18 protein-coding genes and 1 pseudogene are annotated in these 19,581 nt (G+C 72.0%); 4 read left to right on the top strand and 15 right to left on the bottom strand.

The features are described 5' to 3' along the window. Positions 1 to 290 (bottom strand): annotated as a pseudogene (locus ACWGJ2_RS24195) (FG-GAP-like repeat-containing protein); the annotation flags it as partial. A gap of 333 nt (positions 291 to 623) precedes the next feature. On the opposite strand from ACWGJ2_RS24195, the gene ACWGJ2_RS24190 reads away from it, so the two are divergent. Together ACWGJ2_RS24190 and ACWGJ2_RS24185 are read left to right on the top strand one after the other, a co-directional pair. Further along, the gene (locus ACWGJ2_RS24190) at positions 624 to 1,247 is read left to right on the top strand and encodes a TetR/AcrR family transcriptional regulator (RefSeq protein WP_453348282.1); all 624 of its coding nucleotides are present in this window, start codon (positions 624 to 626) and stop codon (positions 1,245 to 1,247) included. After that, complete coding sequence (locus ACWGJ2_RS24185) at positions 1,244 to 2,428, top strand: FAD-dependent oxidoreductase (RefSeq protein ID WP_453348281.1); 1,185 nt, start codon at positions 1,244 to 1,246, stop codon at positions 2,426 to 2,428. Before ACWGJ2_RS24190 ends, ACWGJ2_RS24185 begins: the two co-directional genes overlap by 4 nt. Before the next feature lie 161 nt (positions 2,429 to 2,589). On the opposite strand, the gene ACWGJ2_RS24180 is transcribed toward ACWGJ2_RS24185, so the two are convergent. After that, positions 2,590 to 3,528: an alpha/beta fold hydrolase gene (locus ACWGJ2_RS24180; protein ID WP_453348280.1), complete on the bottom strand. Its 939-nt coding sequence runs from the start codon at positions 3,526 to 3,528 to the stop codon at positions 2,590 to 2,592. A gap of 133 nt (positions 3,529 to 3,661) precedes the next feature. Between ACWGJ2_RS24180 and ACWGJ2_RS24175 the strand changes: the two genes are divergently transcribed. Continuing rightward, positions 3,662 to 4,276 carry a TetR/AcrR family transcriptional regulator gene (locus ACWGJ2_RS24175; RefSeq protein WP_453348279.1) on the top strand — a complete coding sequence of 205 codons (615 nt, stop codon included), beginning with the start codon at positions 3,662 to 3,664 and terminating at the stop codon, positions 4,274 to 4,276. Between the two features lie 21 nt (positions 4,277 to 4,297). After that, positions 4,298 to 4,969, top strand: coding sequence for a phosphatase PAP2 family protein (locus ACWGJ2_RS24170; protein ID WP_453348278.1), 672 nt, complete (start codon positions 4,298 to 4,300; stop codon positions 4,967 to 4,969). Positions 4,970 to 5,021: 52 nt separating this feature from the next. Here the strand turns inward: ACWGJ2_RS24170 and ACWGJ2_RS24165 are convergent, their stop codons facing one another. From ACWGJ2_RS24165 to ACWGJ2_RS24105, 13 genes are read right to left on the bottom strand one after another with little or no spacing between them, the layout of a single operon-like run. Next, positions 5,022 to 6,356, bottom strand: coding sequence for a glutamate-1-semialdehyde 2,1-aminomutase (locus tag ACWGJ2_RS24165; RefSeq protein ID WP_453348277.1), 1,335 nt, complete (start codon positions 6,354 to 6,356; stop codon positions 5,022 to 5,024). A 7-nt stretch (positions 6,357 to 6,363) separates the two neighbouring features. After that, positions 6,364 to 6,915, bottom strand: coding sequence for a dTDP-4-dehydrorhamnose 3,5-epimerase (gene rfbC / locus ACWGJ2_RS24160; protein ID WP_453348276.1), 552 nt, complete (start codon positions 6,913 to 6,915; stop codon positions 6,364 to 6,366). Continuing rightward, positions 6,912 to 8,174: a polysaccharide pyruvyl transferase family protein gene (locus ACWGJ2_RS24155; protein WP_453348275.1), complete on the bottom strand. Its 1,263-nt coding sequence runs from the start codon at positions 8,172 to 8,174 to the stop codon at positions 6,912 to 6,914. Before ACWGJ2_RS24155 ends, rfbC begins: the two co-directional genes overlap by 4 nt. Continuing rightward, positions 8,171 to 9,127 (bottom strand): glycosyltransferase family 2 protein, encoded by a 957-nt coding sequence (locus ACWGJ2_RS24150; protein ID WP_453348274.1) that lies wholly within the window; start codon positions 9,125 to 9,127, stop codon positions 8,171 to 8,173. The genes ACWGJ2_RS24155 and ACWGJ2_RS24150 overlap by 4 nt, the downstream gene beginning before the upstream one ends. Continuing rightward, positions 9,124 to 10,425, bottom strand: a complete 1,302-nt coding sequence (locus ACWGJ2_RS24145; protein WP_453348273.1) for a hypothetical protein — start codon at positions 10,423 to 10,425, stop codon at positions 9,124 to 9,126. Before ACWGJ2_RS24145 ends, ACWGJ2_RS24150 begins: the two co-directional genes overlap by 4 nt. Beyond that, on the bottom strand, positions 10,422 to 11,705 hold the full coding sequence (locus ACWGJ2_RS24140) for a DUF4910 domain-containing protein (protein WP_453348272.1): 1,284 nt from the start codon (positions 11,703 to 11,705) through the stop codon (positions 10,422 to 10,424). The genes ACWGJ2_RS24145 and ACWGJ2_RS24140 overlap by 4 nt, the downstream gene beginning before the upstream one ends. Continuing rightward, the gene (locus ACWGJ2_RS24135) at positions 11,693 to 12,718 is read right to left on the bottom strand and encodes an NAD-dependent epimerase/dehydratase family protein (protein ID WP_453348271.1); all 1,026 of its coding nucleotides are present in this window, start codon (positions 12,716 to 12,718) and stop codon (positions 11,693 to 11,695) included. The genes ACWGJ2_RS24140 and ACWGJ2_RS24135 overlap by 13 nt, the downstream gene beginning before the upstream one ends. A 3-nt stretch (positions 12,719 to 12,721) precedes the next feature. Next, entirely contained in the window at positions 12,722 to 13,369 is a 648-nt protein-coding gene (locus tag ACWGJ2_RS24130) for a PIG-L deacetylase family protein (RefSeq protein WP_453348270.1), read from the bottom strand. Beyond that, positions 13,366 to 14,187 carry a glucose-1-phosphate cytidylyltransferase gene (locus ACWGJ2_RS24125; RefSeq protein ID WP_453348269.1) on the bottom strand — a complete coding sequence of 274 codons (822 nt, stop codon included), beginning with the start codon at positions 14,185 to 14,187 and terminating at the stop codon, positions 13,366 to 13,368. The genes ACWGJ2_RS24130 and ACWGJ2_RS24125 overlap by 4 nt, the downstream gene beginning before the upstream one ends. After that, the gene (locus tag ACWGJ2_RS24120; protein WP_453348268.1) at positions 14,184 to 15,446 is read right to left on the bottom strand and encodes a methyltransferase domain-containing protein; all 1,263 of its coding nucleotides are present in this window, start codon (positions 15,444 to 15,446) and stop codon (positions 14,184 to 14,186) included. The genes ACWGJ2_RS24125 and ACWGJ2_RS24120 overlap by 4 nt, the downstream gene beginning before the upstream one ends. Next, positions 15,443 to 16,729 (bottom strand): glycosyltransferase, encoded by a 1,287-nt coding sequence (locus ACWGJ2_RS24115; protein WP_453348267.1) that lies wholly within the window; start codon positions 16,727 to 16,729, stop codon positions 15,443 to 15,445. Before ACWGJ2_RS24115 ends, ACWGJ2_RS24120 begins: the two co-directional genes overlap by 4 nt. Positions 16,730 to 16,731: 2 nt before the next feature. Continuing rightward, positions 16,732 to 18,006: an O-antigen ligase domain-containing protein gene (locus ACWGJ2_RS24110; protein WP_453348266.1), complete on the bottom strand. Its 1,275-nt coding sequence runs from the start codon at positions 18,004 to 18,006 to the stop codon at positions 16,732 to 16,734. A 1-nt stretch (position 18,007) separates the two neighbouring features. After that, positions 18,008 to 19,573, bottom strand: coding sequence for a right-handed parallel beta-helix repeat-containing protein (locus ACWGJ2_RS24105; protein WP_453348289.1), 1,566 nt, complete (start codon positions 19,571 to 19,573; stop codon positions 18,008 to 18,010). Positions 19,574 to 19,581 lie beyond the last annotated feature (8 nt).

Below are 19,581 nucleotides of genomic sequence, written 5' to 3'. Positions count from 1 at the left end.
TCCCCCTCCTCCGCGGCTCCGGGCACACCGGCGGAGTCCTGCGTGACGATCCGGGACCGCCCGGCCGCGATCCCGCTGGAGGAGCCGGTGTTCACGACGATCGCACCGGCGCGGGCGACGCCGGAGACGGCGGCTTCCGAGGCGGTGACGAGATCGCCGTAGCCGTCACCGTTCACATCACTGAGCCCTCGGGGAGCGGCGGTGGGTGCGGCGTGGGCGGGCAGCGCGGTGAGCAGCCCGGCGGCGAGGGCCGCGACGAGGACAGAGGCCGTGCGAGAGAGTTGGTGCATGGTGCCTTTCGCTCCAGGTGCGGGGCCGCCCCCCGCGCCCGGCTGTGCGGAAGAGGCGGGAACAGCCCTCGGTCGGACGGGGAGACCCCGGAGCGACGGGAGACGTCCTGCGAGTGGCCACCCTTGATCACCACGGGGTCGGTACAGAGGAGACACCCCACCGGCTCGATGGGTTGTACGAATCCAAAGAGTCTTCCGGAACGGTTCCCACGCGACACGTACCGCTCCCCGGCCCCTGTGCGAAGGAGGGGCGGCGCGCTACTGTTTGGGCAGTCGTCCAATACGATCGCCCAAACACCATGCGACAAAAACACCATGCGACAAGGAGCCGACATGACACCGCCCGCCGCGCCCCGTACGAGCCAGGAGGTGCGCCGACGGCTGCTGGAGGCCGCGGCCGGGCTGATCGCCGAGCGCGGCTGGGGCGCGGTCAGCACCCGCACGGTGGCCGCCCGCGCCGGGGTGGGCCCCGGGCTGGTGCACTACCACTTCGATTCACTCCAAGCCCTGTTGAGGGAGGCGGCGGTCGGGGTGATGCGCGCGCTGACGGGCGAGCTGACCACCCTGCTCGACGACGCAGGGACACCCGAGGAGGGGCTGGAGCTGATCGTCAGCTCGCTGTTCCGCTACGCGCCCGAGGACCCCACCTCGCTGCTGTTCGTCGAGGTGTATCTGGCCGCCACCCGTGACGAGGTGCTGCGCCGCACGATCGGCGAGGTCATGGGCGAGGCCGACGCGCCGCTGGCGCGGTGGCTCGCCGGGCACGGCATCCCCGCCGCCGAACGGACATCGACGGTGCTGCTCGCCGCGCTCGACGGGCTGATGCTGCACCGCGCCCTGCGCCCCGGCCTCACCGCCGAGGACGTTCTGCCCGTCCTCGCCCGCACCCTCCACTCCTCGGCCGGGGAGCCGCCCGGAATGCAGCACTCGACAGCAGAAGGAAGGCACCGCGCATGAAGGCCGTGATATGCGGGGCCGGGATCACCGGACTCGCCCTCGCACACCGTCTCGACGCCCTGGGCTGGGAGGTGACCGTTCTGGAGAAGGCGCCGGGACCCCGCACCCAGGGCTACATGATCGACTTCTTTGGCCCCGGCTACGACGCGGTGGAGGCGATGGGCCTGCTGCCGCGGATCCAGGAGCGCGGCTACCGCGTCGAGGAGGCCGACTTCCTCGACGCGACGGGGCGGCGCCGCGCCGGGCTGAGCTACGGCCAGTTCGCGAAGGTCGCGGGCGGCAGGATGCTCAGCGTCATGCGCCCCGACCTTGAGCAGGCCCTGCGCGAACAGCTTCCCGACAGTGTGGAGTTGCGCTTCGGCACCGGGCCCGTCGCCCTCGCCGAGACCGGCGAGGGCGTACAGGTGGAGCTGAGCGACGGCACCGTACTGCGGTCGGATCTCCTGGTGGGCGCCGACGGTATCCACTCCACGGTGCGCGATCTGGCCTTCGGGCCCGAGGAGCGCTATCTGCGCCATCTGGGCTTCCACACCGCCGCGTTCACCTTCCGGGACCCGGAGCTGCACGCCCGGGTGCGGGGCGGTTTCTGCCTCACCGACACCATCGGCCGGCAGATGGGCTTCTACGGTCTGCGCGACGGACGTGTGGCCGCCTTCGCCGTACACCGCACGCGGGAGACCACCCTGCCCCGCGACGCACGCGAGGGCCTGCGGCACGCATACGGCTCCCTGGAATGGGCCGTCCCCCGCGCCCTGGCCAACTGCCCGCCGCACGAGGAGATCTACTACGACCACGTCGCCCAGACCTCGGTGCCCCAATGGAGCCACGGCCGCACGGTCCTGGTCGGCGACGCCTGCCACGCGGTCTCCCTGCTCGCCGGGCAGGGCGCCTCCCTCGGCATCGCCGGCGCCTACGTCCTGGGCGAGCACCTCACCCGCAGCGACACCCTCGCCCAGGGCCTGGAGGCGTACGAGCGTATGTGGCGCCCCGTGGTGGAGGAGAAACAGCGCATTGCCCGGAGCGGAGCCCACTGGTTCCTGCCTTCCTCCCCGCTCCAGCTGCGCGCCCGCCACGTCATGATGAAGCTCTCCCGCATCCCCGGCGTCGACCGCCGCATCGCCTCCGCACTGATCGGAAAGACCACGGGGGTGATCACCCAACTCGCCGCCGCACACCGGTGACCGCTCTTCCTCCCGGCGGCGGCCTGCGGGCCCGGCGGGCTGGAGGACCGCGAAGGCGCGCGCCGTGTGACGCTTACCCGGCCCTGTCGCCCTACGACGTGGTGCCCGGCCCCTGCGGTGGGCGCTTGTCCGTCAGGGCCAGGGCCAGGGCCAGGACGGTGTCACATGTGCTGGCGGGTCAGGAAGGCCGTCAATGTGGTCAGCGTCTCGTCGGGGGCCTCCTCCGCCGGGTAGTGCCCGCTGGGGAGGGAGACGCTCTCGACGTCGTCCGCGGCCAGGCGCATCGTCGCGCCGACGCGCTCGCCCAGGTTCGCCGCTCCTCCGATGGCCAGGACGGGCAGTCGCAGGCGCCGGGTCATGCGGCGCTGGTTCTGGGCGGTGGTGGTGTCGAGGGCGCGGTAGGGAGCGAAGCTCGCGCGGAGGGCGTCGGGGTCCCCGGTGAGGGTGTCGATGTAGTGCCGGACGGCGTGGTCGGGCAGTGGTGTGGCCGCCTTCGTCGCGAACTGGCCGCCGAAGAAGAGGTGTTCGCGGCCCTGGACGAGTTGTTCGTTGAGTTCGGGGAGCCGGTTGAACGCGAAGTGCCACAGGCTGTCGTTGGCCGTGGCGCCGCCGAACAGGGGCGGTGGCGGGGTGAGCCCCGGTATGAGGGCTTCGGCGACGGCGAGGCGGTCGACGCGGTCGGTGTGGTCGGCGGCCAGCGCGTAGCCGACCCACGTGCCCACGTCGTGTCCGGCGACGTGGAAGCGGTCGTGTCCGAGTGCCGTCATCACGGCCGCCGCGTCGTGCGCGAGGGTGCCGGTGTCGTAGCCCTCCAGTGGCTTGTCGGACAGGCCGACTCCGCGTGCGTCGAGCGCGACGACCTGGAAGTCACGGGCGAGGGCCGGCATCAGCAGACGCCAGGCGTACCAGGTCTGGGGCCACCCGGACAGGAGCAGCAGCGCCGGTCCCGCGCCGCCGGTGACGGCATGCAGGCGGACCTCGCCGGTGTCGACGTAGCGGCTGGTGAAGGTGCGGGCGAAGCCGTCCGGGAGGTGTGGCGCGCGGGAGACGGAGCCGGGGCCTTCGGCGGTGAGCGGTTCGGCGGGAAGGGGGGTCATCATCGGTCGCTTTCGCTGGAACGGGACGGCGGGCGCGACGCCCATCATCTTGGAACGGTTAGTCAAACATAGTTGGACCGAACGGTCCAGCATTGGGTAGGCTCGGAGCGGAACCCCGCGAGGAGAGGTGGACGGTATGTCCGGCCGGAAGCAGTTCGACGTCACGGCTGCCCTGGACCAGGCCATGCGCGTGTTCTGGCAGCAGGGGTACGAGGGTGCCTCGCTCGACGCGCTGGGCTCCGCCACCGGCCTCGGGCGCGGCTCGCTGTACGGCACCTTCGGCAACAAGGACGCCCTCTTCCGGCAGTGCCTCGACCGGTACGTCTCGATCTACGGCGCCCACCAGGAGGAGGCGTTCGCGGCACACGCCGGGAACCCCGTGCGCGCCGTGGAGGCGTTCTTCGACGTGACCCTGGCCCGGATCGCCGATCCGGCGGTGCCGGACGGCTGCCTCATGGTCCAGTCCGCCGCACAGGCACCGGCTCTCAACGAGGAGAACGGCGCGCATGTGCGCGCTCTGGTGGAAGCCCAGCGCGCACGGGTGCGCGGGGCACTGGACGGTGCGATGGTCGGGCCCCGCCTGCTGGACGAACTCGCCCTGTATGTCGTCGGCGTCAACCAGTCCCTGGCCGTACTCAGCCGGGCCGGTGTGCCGGAGAGGGAACTGCGCGGCGTGGCACGGCTGGCGTGTGCGACGGTGGCGGACACGCTGGCCCTGGCGCCCGGACGGGGCGCCGACGACACCCACTAGGAGGGCATTTTGCCGCCGCGAATGACGGATACTCCCGTGCTGCCCCCGCCGCTGCGCGCGTGGCTCGGGCTGATCGCGGCCCTGGCCGCGCTGGTGGTCGTCGTGCTCGGGGTGCTGTACGCGGGTCACAGCGAGCCCGGAACGGCGGACACGTGGGTCGCGCCGGAGGTGGGGGGCGTGGGGCCGCCGTGGCGGGACGTCGCGCTGGCAACGGACTTCCTGGGGGAGCCGGTGGGAGCGGCGGCGCTAGCGGTTGCCGCCGTCGCGGGCTGCCTGCTGCTGCGGTGTCCTCGCGCTGCGGTGCTCGTCGTCGTGGGCGCCACGCTGACCGTGGGGGTGGCGACGCTGCTCAAGCCCGTGGTGGGACGCACCATCCACGACGGCCATCTGTCCTACCCGAGCGGGCACACCGCGTTCGTCACCGCGCTCGCCCTCGTGGTGGCGCTGCTCGCGACGAACCGGCTCGGCCTCGGCAGGACGGGCGGCACGCTGCTCGTACTCGCCGCCGCGCTGGTCGTCGGCGCGGCCATGGGCTGGGCGCAGGTCGGGCTGGGGGCGCACTATCCGACCGACGTGCTCGGCGGCTGGTGCACCGCGCTGGCGGTGATACCGGCGACCGCGTGGCTGGTCGACGAGGTGGCCGACCGGCTGTTCGACGGGGTGGCCGGAGCTGGTCGGCGACAGCACCGCTGACGCTGCGTCACATCACGTCACGCCGCAGCACCTCACCGCACCTCATGTCACCTCACACCAAGCGGCGGAACACGGGCTTGACCGGCCGCCCGCCCAGCCAGGGGGAGGGGTCGGTCGCGTCCAGTGCCTTCCGGTACACCGCACATGCCTGGGCCACCACATCGACGGTGTGGTCGATGTCCTCGTCGCTGAGCGCGGCGCTCACCACGAACGACGGGGCCAGCACCCCGCCCGTGAGGAGACGGCGCAGGAACAGGGTGCGGTACCGCTGCGACGGCCGTCCGTCCTCGTCGAGGGTGGCGAAGACCAGGTTGCTGGCCCTGCCCCGTACCACGACATGGTCGCCGACACCCATGCTCGCCGCGGCGTCGCGGACACCGGCGGCCAGCCGCTCGCCGAGGGTGTGCAGCCGCGCGGTGACACCCTCCTCGACGTAGGCGGCCTGCACGGCCATCGCCGCTGCCAGCGAGTGCGTCTCCGCACCGTGCGTGGTGGACAGCAGGAACACCCGCTCGCCTGAGTGCCGCAGCCCGCCCCACTCCATCAGCTCGCGGCGCCCGGCCAGCGCGGAGACGGCGAACCCGTTGCCCAGCGCCTTGCCGAACGTGGACAGGTCGGGGACGACGCCGTACAGGCCCTGGGCGCCCGCCTCGGACCAGCGGAAGCCGGTGATCATCTCATCGAAGACCAGCACACAGCCGTGCCGGTCGGCCAGCTCGCGCAGCCCCGCGAGGTACCCGGGCGGGGGCTCGGTGTGTGCGGCGGCTTCGAGGATCAGGCAGGCGACCTCGCCCCGGTACCGGGTGAGCAGCTCCTCCGTCGAGGCCAGGTCCCCGTACGGGAACGCCACGGTCAGCTCGTTGGTGGCCGCCGGAATTCCGGCGGACATCGGCGTGGTGCCGATGAACCAGTCGTCGACGGAGAAGAACGGGTGGTCGCCGCAGACGGCCACCCTCGGGCGCCCGGTGACGGCGCGGGCGAGGCGCACCGCCGCGGTGGTGGCGTCGGAGCCGTTCTTCGCGAACTTCACCATCTCGGCGGTCGGCACCGTGGCCAGGAAGCGTTCCGCGGCCTCGGCCTCCACGATGGACGGCCGGACGAAGTTGCTGCCCCGGTCGATCTCCCGGCGCACCGCCTCGGTCACACGGGGGTGGGCGTGGCCGAGGCTGACCGACCGCAGCCCTGACCCGTATTCGATGTAGCGGTTGCCGTCGACGTCCCACACATGGGCACCGTGGCCGTGGCTGATGACCGGGGCCAGGTTCTCGGGGTACTGGTCGTCGCCCTTGGCGTAGGTGTGCGCGCCCCCGGGGATCATGGCGTGCAGCTTCTCGTTCGCCGCCCGCGACCGGGGTAGGTCGAACTCTTCCGCGTCTTGTGTGGTCACGCCGGGGTCATCCTTCCTTCTGCTTCAGGACCTCGGCGAGGCTCGGCGCCTCCCGGTCCCGCTGGGACATCGACGTGGCGGGCAGCGGCCAGGGTATGGCCAGCTCCGGGTCGTCGAAGGCGATCGTCACGTCCTCGGCGGGATCGTGCGGGCGGTCGATCCGGTACGAGGTGTCAGCGGTCCCGGTCAGCGCCTGGAATCCGTGCGCGCACCCCGCCGGTATATAGAGGGTCACCTGTGTCTCGTCGGACAGCTCGAAGAAGGCACGGGCCAGGTACGTCGGCGAGTCAGGGCGCAGGTCCACGACGACGTCGAAGATCCTCCCGTACGAGCACCGCACCAGCTTCGCCTCACCCGCGCCGGAACGCAGATGCAGGCCGCGCAGCACACCCCGGGCCGAGCGGGACACACTGTCCTGGACGAACGCGTACGGGTCCAGGCCCACCGAGCGGATCACGTCGGTGTCGAAGGTGCGGCAGAAGAAGCCGCGTTCGTCGGCGTACGGTGTCGGCTCGAAGAGGTACGCGCCCGCGATCTCCGGGACTTCGGTCGCTTTCATGGTGTCTCCTGCCGTACGTGGGCTCGCGCGTGGCCGGTCGTCGGGAACGCCGTCGGGAACACGGCATCGGTCAATTCGGTGAACTGGTCCCGGAGTTGGCGCGCCGCGTCCAGGTTCCGCTCGGCGAGGGTGCGCCGCAGCTCAGCCGACCGCCGCTCCAGTTCACGGAACTGCTCCAGCAGCCGGTCGGTGTCGGTCTCGCGGGCCGGGTGGCAGTAGGCGCCGAGGCCCATCCGGTCCATGAGCGTGTCGCTCTTCGCCGCGTAGCTGAGTGCGAGCGTCGGTGTGCCCGCCTTCAGCGCGCAGACCAGGTTGTGGTAGCGGGTCGCCACCACGGTGTCGGCGGCCGCCGTCTCCCTCATGAGGTCGGCCAGTGAGGCCGCCTCGGCCGCGGTGACCAGCGGCGAGTCCACCGCGTCGAGGATCGCGTCGGCCACCGGCGCGTCGCACTCGTCACCGGTGAGCAGCCGGACCCGCCTGCCGTCCTCGGCCAGCGCGCGGACGAACCGGGTCGTCCCGTCGAGATAGCGCCGGTGGATCTCCTCGGCCCGCGCGCGGTCGTCGTCGCCGCCGTGGAAGGCCATGACGCCGACGCAGACCGTGCCCGTGCCCGAGGACGCCCCCGCAGGCGGCGGTGGCGTCGGCGGTGTCGGCAGGGCGAACGCCAGGTCCGGGTAGACCCCGTCGCGCGATGTGTCCACACCCATCGCCCGCATCGCGTCACGGGACAGGGCGTCCCGGTACGACCGGTACGTGGCCAGCCGCGCCGACCGGCGCACCAGCGCCCGCGTCAGCCGGTTGCCGATCGGCGCCGCGCCGACGCTGACCAGCGCGACCCGGGTGCGCAGCAGCCGCCCGCTCGCGCACAGCAGGAACAGCGCGTAAGGGAAACCCCAGGGGCGCAGCGGCAGTGTGGCCTCCAGAACACCCATGCCCGGCACGATCACCACATCGTGACGGCGCACCCAGGCGGCGGTGCGGAAGGCGTCGACGAGTTTGCCCAGGCCCTTGCCCGCGACCGCGCCCGCACGTGACGCGGTCCGGTACTCGCCCCGGTACCAGTGCAGCCGCGTCGCGGGGATCCCGTAGCGGGCCGCGACGGTCTCGGGCCCGCCGCACAGCGCGTCCACGACCGCCTCCGGGTGCTCGGCGCGGAGATACCCGAGCACGGCTTCGAGCGACCCGTCGTTGCCGAGGTTGCCGGAGCCGAGCAGGCCGAACACCCCGACACGCACCGGGGTTACGCGCGCCGGCGTCATGCCCGCCGCCCCTCGCGCCCGGCGACGAGCGCGTCCACGGAGACGGACTGTGCGCCCTCTCCGCCCTGCCCTGCCGGGACCCGGTCCTCGACCCGCTCGCCCGCGCCGGGCCGGGCCCGGCTGGCCATCCACGCGGCCAGATGGCCGTAGCAGGCGCGCCGGTCGGCCGCGGACAGCGGCGCCCGCCGGATCGCCGAGACGAAGCCCCAGACGTACTCGGCGAGCAGCCGCGGCGTCGGGTGCAGCACGCCCGCGCGGCGCGGGTCCAGGTTGACGCACCGGGAGCGCTTCGACGGGTTGGCGCGTTCGGCGCGGGTCGGGTGGTCGCGGCGGAAGTACAGCAGCTCCGGCACCTGGTGGAAGGGCCCGTGCAGGGCGATCTCGGCGACGAACGTGCGGTCCGCGTGGTGGTAGCTGTCGTGCGGCTTCACGCGGCGCAGCACGTCGGCCCGCAGCACCCCGTAGAAGTCGTCGCCTCCGGGCTCGAACAGCATGCTGCGGAACCGCTCGGGCGCCCTCGGCGAGTCGGTGGCGAGCGTGTACTCGTACGGGACCTTCACCTTGCCTTCGCCGTCGATGACCGCCTGGCCGCTGTGCGCGAGGACCACGTCGGGGCGTTCGTCGAGCGCCTCCACGCAGCGCCGCAGCAGGTCCCGGGCGTACAGGTCGTCGTGCGAGGCCCACTTGAACAGCTCGCCGCGGCACTGGGTGAACACGTAGTTGTGGTTCGGTGCCGCGCCGATGTTCCGGGGCAGCCGGAGGTACCGGATGCGCGGGTCACGCGCGGCGTACTCGCGGCAGATGTCCTGGGTCTTGTCGGTCGAGGCGTTGTCGGAGATGACCAGCTCGAAGTCCTCGTAGGTCTGGCCGAGCAGCGCTTCGAGAGCCTCGGCGAGATACTCCTCGCCGTTGTACACGGGCAGGCCGATGCTCAGCCGGGGTTGCGCTGTCATGTGGTCCTCACTTCGGGAATGGGGTTCAGGGGGCGGCGCTCGCGCAGCGCAGAGCGCAGGTGCAGCCACCACACCGCCGAGCCGCAGCCGGTCGCGGCGGCGACGCCCCACGCCGAACCGGCCGTACCGGCCATGACGGCGCCGCCGAGCCCGCCGACGACGTAGCAGACGGAGGCGAACAGTTGGCTGCGCAGACTGCGCCTGGCCGCGCCGAGCGCGCGCAGCCCGGCCGCAGCGCCGGTGCCGAGCCCCGCGCCCGCGACGCCGAGCGTGACCGGCACGATGAGCTGCGCGGCGGAGTGCCAGACGTCGCCGAGCACCAGCTCACCGGCCCGCCCCGGCACCAGCAGCAGCGCCCCGCCCCACAGCAGCGCGGCGGCGGCCTGCCCGCCGCCCAGCACGAGGCAGAACACGCCGAGCCGGTGCGGGGCCCGCCGCAGCACCCGTGCCGCCTCCGCGACGGTGACCAGCGAGAGCCCCATCAGCAGCGCGAGGAACGGTCCGAGCAGCAGCTCGGCGCCCCGGATCACACCCACCGCGCCGACCCCGACGATCGCGCCGAGCCCGTATGCCCGGAGCTGGCTCGCGCCGCTGTTGCTGACGTTCTCGACCAGATACCGGTAGCCGAGGTCGCGGTGCTCGCGGAGCCACGCGCGCGCTCCGGTCAGCCGGGGCCAGATGCCGGACTGGAGGCAGCCGTACGCGGCGGCCACCGCCGCGGACCCGCCCCACGCGAGCACGAAGGCGGGCACGCTGCCCACGTGGGTCGCCACCACCATGGCCGGGACGAGCGCGACGCCCCACACCATGTCGTTGACGAACGCCTTGCGCCCGGTGCCCGCGGCGAAGAACGCGAACCGCCAGGCGTCCTGCAACAGCAGCGCCGGCAGCACGACGCCGAGGCAGGCGAACGCGGGCCCCACCCGGCCGCCGAGGGCCAGCCCGGCCACCAGACACGCCCCGCCGAGCGCCGCGCCCACACCGAGCGCGGTGCCCGAGGCGCGGGCCACCGCCGCGCGCCAGGACGCGTCCGGCACCCCGCTGAAACGCACCATGAGCGGGTCGGTGGCCAGCCCTCGGGAGACGTTGAGCACCACGCCGTAGGTCACCCAGGCCAGGCTGAACACACCGAAAGCGGCCAGCCCGAGCGAGCGTGCCACGTAGATGCCCACCGCGAAGTTGGTCAGGCTGGAGGCCGCCTGGTCGGCCAGTCCCCAGGACAGCCGCCCGACCATGGCGCGCTTCGCGGCCCCCGCCTTCGGCGTCGTCTTCTCCTCCTGGGCGGTCATGGGCGTCATGCCTTGATCAGCCCGGCGCCGTGCAGCGCCTCGGCCGCGGCGGCGACGGTGTCGAAGGGCAGCCCGGCCCGCTCGGCGATGTCCAGCAGACTGTGCTCGCCCTCGGAGAGGCTGAGCACCCAGAGCATGGCCATCTCGGTCTGCTTCGCGTCGCTGCGTCCGCCGAGCGCGTCGTACAGCCCGCGTCGGCCCAACTGCGGCTCGCCGTAAGGGCTGAGGTTGACGTACCGCCGGTTGCGGTCCAGCACGGCGAACGCCTCGCGGCAGACGGCGAGCGTGTCCGCCATCGCCTCCGGGGAGACGAAGTCCAGGTTGTCCGCCGACGTGTGGTACTCCGGGTAGCGGGCGTACGGGGTCCTGCTGAGCGAGCCCACGCCAAGGTCGAAGCCCGGCGAGCAGAACTGCCGCTCGTCGTAGCCGTACGGGGTGAACTCGGCGATGTGGTGCGGCCGTTCGGAGGCGGCCAGCACATGCCGCAGCACCCGGTCGATGTCCGCGTCGCCGCGCCTGCTCCGCTTGTACGTCAGTTGGCCGGGGTCGCCCGCGCAGGCCAGCACGAGGCCGTGCTTGACCTGGCCGATCCGCTCCCTGTTGCGGGCCAGCCACGTAATGGCGCCGATGGTGCCGGGCGCGAAGATGAACCGGTAGGTGTAGTACGGCGTCCGCTCAGCCAGCGCCCGGGCCAGGAACGCCGCCACCGCGATGCCCGCCAGGTTGTCGTTGGCGAGCGACGGGTGGCACACATGGCAGGAGACGATCACCTCGTCGGGGACCTGCCCGGGGACGACGTGCTCGGCGTAGGTGAGGTGGCCGTCCGCGAGTGTGGAGTCGATACGGACCTCGTACTCGCCGTCCGGCAGCGCGTCCAACGTCTCCTGGGCCAGGCAGAACCCCCAGTCCGGCTTGTAGTAGCTGGTGCGGTACGGCACCCAGGACGGGTGCTCCGGCAGGGTGTGCAGGTGTGCGCGCAGCTCGGCCAGCGGCATGGTCCGCGCCACCGGGACGCTGTAGCCGAGCACGTGCAGGCTGGACGCGGCGAAGTCGACGACGCGGTTGCCCGAGGCGTCGGCGATGTACGCGTCCCGGATGTTCCACTCCTGCGGCACCGTCCAGTCGAGCACCTGGGTCCCCGTCGGCACCTCGTGCGTCCGCAGCGGAACGTACTCGCCGACGATCTCCAGGGTGGCGCGCACACCGTCCCCCGTGATGCTCCGGCAGAGCGGGTACAGCCGCTCCACCAGTGCGTACATCTCCTCGCCCGCCGTGGTCACCGTCGCCACCGCAGGGTGTCGTCGACGGCACCGGTGTCCGACGCCGCGCGCAGCACGGCCAGCCGGGTGAAGCGCTGCTCGAAGTCCTCCCGGGTCAGGCCGTGTTCGCGGTAGGCGTCGGCGAGTTCGAGCGCGCCCTGCTTCACCGTCCACTCGCAGTCGAAGCCGTCGGCGGCGGCGCGGAACCGGGAGAAGTCCACCCGGTACGAGCGCGGATCGGCGCCCGTCTCCCCGGTGATGTTCACCTTCGAGCCGGTCACCGCTGCGGCGACCTGCTCGGCGATCTCGGCGACGGTGACGTTGTTGACCTCGCTGCCGATGTTGAACGCCTGGTCGTGCACCGCTTCACGCGGCGCGGTCAGCGCCGCCGTGAAGGCACGTGCGATGTCGGCGGCGTGCACCAGCGGGCGCCAGGGCGTGCCGTCGGAGAGCACCAGCACCTCGCCGGACAGGAGGGCGTGGCCCACCAGGTTGTTCAGCACGATGTCGGCGCGCAGCCGGGGCGAGTAGCCGAAGGCGGTGGCGTTGCGCATGAACACGGGGCTGAAGTCGCCGTCGGCCAGCGCGTGCAGATCGTCCTCCACCCGCACTTTGGACTCCGCGTACGGGGTCACAGGGCGCAGCGGTGCCTCCTCGGTCACCAGCTCGTCCCCGCCCGCGGCGCCGTAGACCGAGCACGTCGACGCGTACAGGAAGCGCCGCACCCCGGCGTCGCGGGCCAGCCGGGCCAGGCGCACGGAGGCGTGATGGTTGATGTCATAGGTGAGCTGGGGGGCCAGCGAGCCCAGCGGGTCGTTGGAGAGCGCGGCCAGGTGGATCACGGCGTCCACCCCGGCCACGTGCTCGGCCGTGACATCGCGCAGGTCCACCCGGTGGCCCTGGGGTTCCTCGGGTATGGGGCCCAGCACACAGTCGGCGAACAGGCCGGAGTCGAGGCCGACGACCTCGTGTCCGGCGGCCGTGAGGACCGGGGCCATCACGGTGCCAAGGTAGCCCTGGTGTCCGGTCAGCAGTACGCGCAAGGTTCAGTCCCCCAGGTCGAGAGTGAGTTTGGTGACGGCGAACGCCTCGGCGTAGCGCGCGTGGCATTCGATCCCGCGGATGCGGGCGAGCCCGAGGAATGCCTCCCGGTCGTACCAGGGCCTGTGCCGCTGCGAGGGGTAGTGCTCCTGCAACAGCCGCACCTTCTGTTCGGCGACCTCCGGCGACAGCGGCTGGTACGCCGCCATCCGGCCGAGATCGCCGTCCCACTTGACGATCTCGTAGCCGAGCACGAGGTGGTCGCGGAACGCGGTGGGCACCAGTCGCGCCAGGCCGCGGTGGTCCTGGTGCGCGTCGTCGGTGCGCGGGGCCAGCACCAGATCGGGCTCTGTGCGCTCGCGCAGCTCCTCGACGGCGGCCTTGGCCTCCTCCCAGTGCGCGGGCATGCGGCCGTCCGGCAGCTTGAGGACCGTCAGCCGCAGATCGGCGCCGGGGCAGAAGGCGGCGAGCGCGGCCCGCTCCTCCTGCTCCCGCTCGCCGCCACCGCCGGAGAGCACCAGCGCGTCGACGCGGATGCCGGGGCGTGCGAGGCACATCGCGAGCAGCGTGCCCCCGGCGCCGATGGCGATGTCGTCGCAGTGCGCGCCCATCGCGGCGACCCGGTCCAGGCGCGCGCTCCCGAGCGGGATCACGCCCGCACCCCCGCTGCTTCCTTGCCACCGGCCTTGCCACCGGCGGCCCGCTCCCACACGGCCCACGGGCGGTCGCCCCGGGTGTAGGCGTCGTCGAGCGCGGCCCGCTCCTTCACGGTGTCGGTCGGCTTCCAGAAGCCTCGGTGCTGATGCGCCACCAGCCGCCCCCGCTTGGCGAGTTGGGCGCATCCGTCGGCGACCAGGTCCCCGCCCTCCGGTATGTGGTCGAAGACCTCCTGACGGAGCACGAAGTAGCCGCCGTTCTCCCACAGCGGCAGTTCGCTCACCGCGGTGATGCCTCCCACCAGGCCGTCCTCGCCCAGGTCCACGCAGTGGAACGAGGACTGCGGCGGCACCACCATCATCGACGCACCCGCGTCGCGCCGGGCGAAGTTCTCGACCATCTGGGGCAGCGGGGCGTCGGTGAGCACGTCGGCGTAGTTGGCGAGGAACATCTCGTCGCCGTCCAGATGGTGCCGCACCCTGCGCAGCCGCTCACCGATCGGCGACTCGACGCCGGTCTGCACGAAGGTGATCGTCCAGTCCGAGATGTCGGTGGAGAGCAGCTCGGTGCGCCCGCCGCGCAGCACGAAGTCGTTGGACGTCGTCTCCTCGTAGTTGAGGAAGAAGTCCTTGATGTGGTGTGCACCGTAGCCGAGGCACAGGATGAACTCGGTGTGCCCGTAGTGCGCGTAGTAGCGCATGACGTGCCAGATCAGCGGTCGTGGGCCGACCATCGCCATCGGCTTGGGCACGTCGTCGGCGGCACCGCTGCGCATCCGCATCCCGTAGCCGCCGCAGAACAGTACGACCTTCATTCTGTGCCCTCTTCCAAAGACGTGGCCTCGACGATGCTCAGTTCGGGGACGGGGAAGACCAGCCGTCCGCCCCAGTCGTGCACGAAGGAAAGCTGCTCGATCAGCTCCTCCCGCAGGTTCCACGGCAGGACGAGCACGTAGTCCGGCTTGTCGGCGGCGATCCGCTCGGGCGGCAGGATCGGGATGCGGGTGCCCGGGGTGAACCTGCCGTGCTTGTACGGGTTGCGGTCGACCGTGTACGCGAGCAGGTCGGGCCGGATGCCGCAGTGGTTGAGCAGGGTGTTGCCCTTGCCGGGGGCGCCGTAGCCGACGACCGTCTCACCGCGCTCGGCGGCCTCGATGAGGAACCGCAGAAGGTCCCGGCGCACCTTGGCCACCCGCGTCGAGAACTCGGTGTACCCGGACAGTTCCTGGAGCCCGGCGGCCTTCTCCCTGTCCAGCACCTCGGCCACCCGTCGGCCCGGCTCACCGGCCACCTCTGCGGGCCGGGCCCACAGCCGGATGGAGCCGCCGTGCGTGGGCAGCAGCTCGACGTCCACGAGCGCGAGCCCGCCGCTCGCCAGCGCCCGGATCGCGGACGCGACGGTGTAGTACTGGAAGTGCTCGTGGTAGATCGTGTCGTACTGGTTCTCCTCGATCAGTGTCAGCAGGTGCTGGACCTCGATGGAGACCCAGCCGTCGTCGGCGACCAGCGCGCGCAGACCCTGGGTGAACCCGACCACGTCGGGGATGTGCGCGTACACGTTGTTGGCCACGACGAGGTCCGCCGGGCCGTGTTCGGCGCGGACGGCCGAGCCGGTGTCCTGGCTCAGGAACTCCGTGAGCGTGGGCACACCCGCCTCGCGCGCGGCTGCGCCGACGTTCACCGACGGCTCGATGCCGAGGCAGCGGATCCCCCGGTCCACCACATGCTTCAGCAGATACCCGTCGTTGCTCGCGACCTCGACGACGAAGGCGTCCTGCCCCTTGGTTTCGAGCCCCACCCGCGCCGCCGCTTCGTCGACGAACGTGCGCGCGTGCTCCACCCACGAGGTCGAGTACGAGGAGAAGTACGCGTACTCCTTGAACGTGTCCTCCGGCGTGATCAGCGGCGGTATCTGCGCCAGCCAGCACTCCGTGCAGACCCGCAGATGCAGCGGGTACGCCGGTTCCGGCTGGTCGAGTTGGTCAGCGGCGAGGAAGCTCTCGCACGGCGGTGTCGCCCCGAGATCGACGACGCTCGCCATCGCTTCCGAGCCGCAGAGTCGGCATCGTGTCATCTGATGTCCCCATCCCCCCTGCTCGCGCGGGCCCCCCGCCGCGAGTCAGCGCTTTCGTTTCCCGTCGGCGGCGGGCCGTCCCCGCCGCCGGACCGACCCGCGATCGCGGTGCGGTACTCCTCCACCAGGCGCTCCAGGCCGACGGCCGGGCTGAACCCCAGCTCGTACCGGCGCCGGGCCGCCCGGCCCATCTCCCGGTTGCGGCCCGGATCGGCCGCCGCCCGGCGTATGTGCGCCGCGAGCGAGGCGGGCTCGCCCGGCTCGTGCAGCAGCCCGGTCACCCCGTCCTCGACGAGTTCGACGAAGGCACCGTGACCGGCGGCGACGGCCGGGACCCCGGCCGCCATCGCCTCCACGACCACCAGGCCGAACGCCTCCAGCCACGTCGAGGGGGCCACCACGGCGACCGACCGCGCGATGGCCTCCCGGCTCTGCGCCGCGTCGTACAGGCCGACGTACCGCACGTCGTCCCGGCCCGCCGCCCACTCGGTCACCTCCCGCTCCAGCGGCCCCGTACCGGCGATCACGAGCGGCACGCCCACACCGCCGCCCGCCGTGATCTCGTCCCACGCGGCCATGAGCAGCCGCACACCCTTGGCCTCGGCGAGACGGCCGAGGTAGAGCAGATGCTCGCCGTCGCCCGTCCGGCGTGCGCCCGGCTCCGGCACGAAGTTGTGCTTCACCACCAGCCGCTCGGGCGGCATGCCGGACCGCACCAGGACGTCGCGCTGCGCGGCGGAGATGCACAGGAACCGCTCCACCCCCGACCACCACAGCCGCCGGTTGGCCGACAGGCTGACCGCGAGCGGCACCGTCGCCAGTCGGGAGCCGCGGTAGCAGCCGTGCCGGACGGCGGGCAGCGGTGCGAGCGGCGCGGAGCCGACGCAGTCGGTGCACGGGCGACCGTCCCGTTGCAGCGTGCCGGGCGGGCAGACCTGCGTGTAGTTGTGGAGCGTCGCGACGGCGGGCACCCCCGCGTCGGCGCAGGCGGCGAGCACCGCGGGCGACAGGAGCGGGAAGACGTTGTGGACGTGCACCACGTCGGGGCGCGAGGCGCGGAGCAGGGCGGCGAGTTCCTTGCGGACCGCCGGATTCCACGGCACCAGCAGCGGAATCGCGGCCTTGCTCAGCAGGTTCCGCGCCGCGATGTCGTCGCTGCGCCGCTCGAACATCTCGACCCGGTGGCCTGCCGCGCGCAGCAGCGCCACCTCCTGGTCGACGACCTTGTTCTCCCCGCTCGGCTGCGCCGAGGCGTAGCGGTTGTGCACCACGAGAATGTGCATGCTCAAGGAACCTCTGATCTCTGGGCCCATCGCGGGACACGTCGTCGTGGGACTGCGGGCTTCGGGAGGGTCGTGGCCGGGGCAGGCGCGGCGGGCGCCGCCAACAGCGAGGCGGCCAGGGCCAGATGCAGCAGGTACGGCGAGGCGTCGCCGAGACCTGCCTCGGTGTACGACGCGATCGCGCAGTAGCTGATCAGGAAGATCGCGCAGGCCCTCGACAGCGACGGCGGCCGCAGCAGCGCGACACCGCCGAGCACGAGGAAGACGGCCGCCACGAGCGTGACGCCGGTCAGGCCCTGTTCGTGGTAGACGGCCAGCCAGCTGTTGTCGATCGGCAGCCCGCCGAACGACTTGTCGCCCAGGCCCACGCCGAACAACTGCTCCCCGGCCGCCCGGGGCGCCGCCAGCAGGGCGTCCCATACCTTGGCCCGCCCTGTCAGGCTGGTGAGGTTCTCCTGGCTCTGCCCGCGCAGGAACCAGTCCTGGAGCAGGGAGGCGAACCCCACCGCGGCCACCGCCGCGATCAGCACCGCCCAGGTGAAGAACCGGCGCGCGGCGGCGCTGGTCAGGACGAGCGAGCCGATCGCCAGCGCCAGCCCGATGAGCAGGCCGAGGGTGGCTGTGCGGGTGTGGGTGAGCGCGAGCAGGACGAGGGAGGGCACGATGACCACCGCCGCACTGGCCCTGTCGGTCCTGCGGCCCAGTACGAGCAGCACGGCGAGCCCGATGATCACCGCGGCGTACTGTCCGATCTGCGGCGGGGTGAGCGGCCACAGCGCGCCGACCAGCCGCCCGCCGTACAGCTCGGGCATGGCGGCGCCGGGTGAGATGAGCAGGCCGGCGGCCACCGAGCCGAGCACCGCGAAGTACATCCGGATGTGGTGCCGGACGAACGTCAGGCCGCCGTCCCACCAGCGGCTGAGCAGCCACAGCGTGCTGACGAAGAGGGCCAGCCGGGTGCAGCGGAACAGCGCCCCGAACCCGGACTCCAGGTGTGCGCTGGAGACCACGCTCGGCACCAGCAGCATGGTCAGCAGGAACAGGAAGGCACTGGCCCGGATGCGCAGCGGGAGGTTGAGCGCGAGCGCCAGCGCGAACGCGGCGACGAGCGCGCCCATGGTGACCAACTGGATGAGGGAGCGGGGGAGCGGGATGATGGTCACCGCCCCGGCGGAGCCGAGGGTGTTGAGGATCAGCAGCCCCCAGACGATCCCGACGGCCTTCGGTGTCCCGGTCCTCGGTATGCCGGTGGCCTTCGACGTGTCGGCGGAACCCATCTCAACCACCTGCCTGCGGCTGGAAGGTGCTGCCCGCGTCCTGCTCGTACGGCGTGCCCTGCCACTGCCCGGAGTCGAGCACCTTGCTCGGGTCGTGGGCGACGAACTTCCACGGTCCGAGGTAGACGTTGTCGTGCCAGCGGTTGTGCTGCTTGTGGGTGATCGCCTCGGCCACCCGCTCGCCCTTGTACGGCGACCAGTCCGGATAGGTGCCGTAGTTGGCCAGCACCGCCATGCGGTCGCACTGCTCCGTGCACTCGACGACGGACGTGTCCAGCACGAAGCGGTTGCCGTGGATGTCCACGCGCTGGGTCTTCCACCGGCAGTCGGCGTAGAGCGGCGCGGTGGCGATCCCGGGCCGCTCGCAGCGGTCTGCCTCCCGCACCAGCAACGTGCAGTCACCGGAGGAGGTGTTGGCCGGGCTGTTGCAGAACCGGTCGGCGTTCTCCCACAGGGTGATGCCGTTCCAGTTGTTCTCCAGCACGTTCTGGTAGATCTCGATCTTGTCGGTGCGGGCGGAGATGCGTGGCTCGCCGCCGGACTCGGACAGATAGACGGTCGCGAACGGGAAGTTGTCGCCACGGTCGGCGTATCTGCGGCCCTCGGCCCAGTTGTTCCGCCGGATGGTGTTCTTGCGGATGACCGCGTTGTAGCTGGTCTCGTAGATCAGCGCCGCACCGTCGTTGGTCTCGATCACGTTGTTCTCGACGCGGAAGTCGTTGTTGTTGGTGTCCGCCCACAGCCCGGTTCCACGGTTGTCGTGTACCCAGTTGCCGCGCACGTCGGCGCCGTCGACGGCCCAGAACTTGATGCCACCGGTGCAGCCGCAGCCCTTGCGCCGCCGCTCCCAGTCGTCGGTGTTGTTGCCCGTGATCTCGTTGCCCTCGACGACCAGATCACTGACCCCGCCGTCGGCCTTGTACGCGTTCATGCCGTACTGGCCGTTGTCGCGCAGGCAGCTCGCGCGCACCCGCTGGCGGGCACCGGCCATCAGACCGGCACCGGAGTTCTTCTGGATCGTCGCGTGCTCGATCACCCACCCGTCGGCCGAGTCATGGTTGACCACACCCTCGTTCTGCGGCGCGACGAAGCCCTGCACGGTCAGATGGCGGATGGTGACGTCGCGGGCGCCGCCGCCGAACGCGTACTGGTTGGTCTTCCGGCCGTCGAGCACCGCGCCCGGCGCGCCGAGGTAGCGGTTCCCCTTCTTCGGGACGACCTGGGAGTAGCGGTCCGGATCGAGCCGGTGCTTGCCGGGGCGGAGCCAGAACGTGGTGCCCGGGGGGTTGCTCTTCGTCTTCGCCGCCAGGTCACCGACCTTCGCGGGATCGACGGTCACCGCGCCCGCCGGTGCCGTCGCGAGCCCGCTCGCGGGCTTGTCGCACACCCGGGCCACGGGCCGGGCCACGGACGTGGACGGCGCGGCGGTCGGCTCCGCCGCCGGGGCGTCCGGTGTGCTCACACAGCCCGCCGTCGCCAGCAGGGCAAGCGCCAGCAGGGCCAACGCCAGAGGCGCCGTCGGCAGCGGTGCCGCCGGCGACGTCGAGTGCCGCCGCTTGATCCCCACGATCCCCA

This window comes from Streptomyces sp. NPDC054796 (assembly GCF_053611545.1).
The sequence above is the reverse complement of the archived record's forward strand: the minus strand, read 5'-3'. Positions and strand labels throughout refer to the sequence as shown.

Coding starts and splice junctions, on each gene's coding strand:
- ACWGJ2_RS24145 (WP_453348273.1), bottom strand. CDS start 10,425: ATGACGCCCATGACCGCCCAGGAGGAGAAGACGACGCCGAAGGCGGGG.
- ACWGJ2_RS24120 (WP_453348268.1), bottom strand. CDS start 15,446: ATGACACGATGCCGACTCTGCGGCTCGGAAGCGATGGCGAGCGTCGTC.
- ACWGJ2_RS24155 (WP_453348275.1), bottom strand. CDS start 8,174: ATGACGCCGGCGCGCGTAACCCCGGTGCGTGTCGGGGTGTTCGGCCTG.
- ACWGJ2_RS24190 (WP_453348282.1), top strand. CDS start 624: ATGACACCGCCCGCCGCGCCCCGTACGAGCCAGGAGGTGCGCCGACGG.
- ACWGJ2_RS24185 (WP_453348281.1), top strand. CDS start 1,244: ATGAAGGCCGTGATATGCGGGGCCGGGATCACCGGACTCGCCCTCGCA.
- rfbC (WP_453348276.1), bottom strand. CDS start 6,915: ATGAAAGCGACCGAAGTCCCGGAGATCGCGGGCGCGTACCTCTTCGAG.
- ACWGJ2_RS24115 (WP_453348267.1), bottom strand. CDS start 16,729: ATGCACATTCTCGTGGTGCACAACCGCTACGCCTCGGCGCAGCCGAGC.
- ACWGJ2_RS24175 (WP_453348279.1), top strand. CDS start 3,662: ATGTCCGGCCGGAAGCAGTTCGACGTCACGGCTGCCCTGGACCAGGCC.
- ACWGJ2_RS24125 (WP_453348269.1), bottom strand. CDS start 14,187: ATGAAGGTCGTACTGTTCTGCGGCGGCTACGGGATGCGGATGCGCAGC.
- ACWGJ2_RS24170 (WP_453348278.1), top strand. CDS start 4,298: ATGACGGATACTCCCGTGCTGCCCCCGCCGCTGCGCGCGTGGCTCGGG.
- ACWGJ2_RS24150 (WP_453348274.1), bottom strand. CDS start 9,127: ATGACAGCGCAACCCCGGCTGAGCATCGGCCTGCCCGTGTACAACGGC.
- ACWGJ2_RS24180 (WP_453348280.1), bottom strand. CDS start 3,528: ATGATGACCCCCCTTCCCGCCGAACCGCTCACCGCCGAAGGCCCCGGC.
- ACWGJ2_RS24110 (WP_453348266.1), bottom strand. CDS start 18,006: ATGGGTTCCGCCGACACGTCGAAGGCCACCGGCATACCGAGGACCGGG.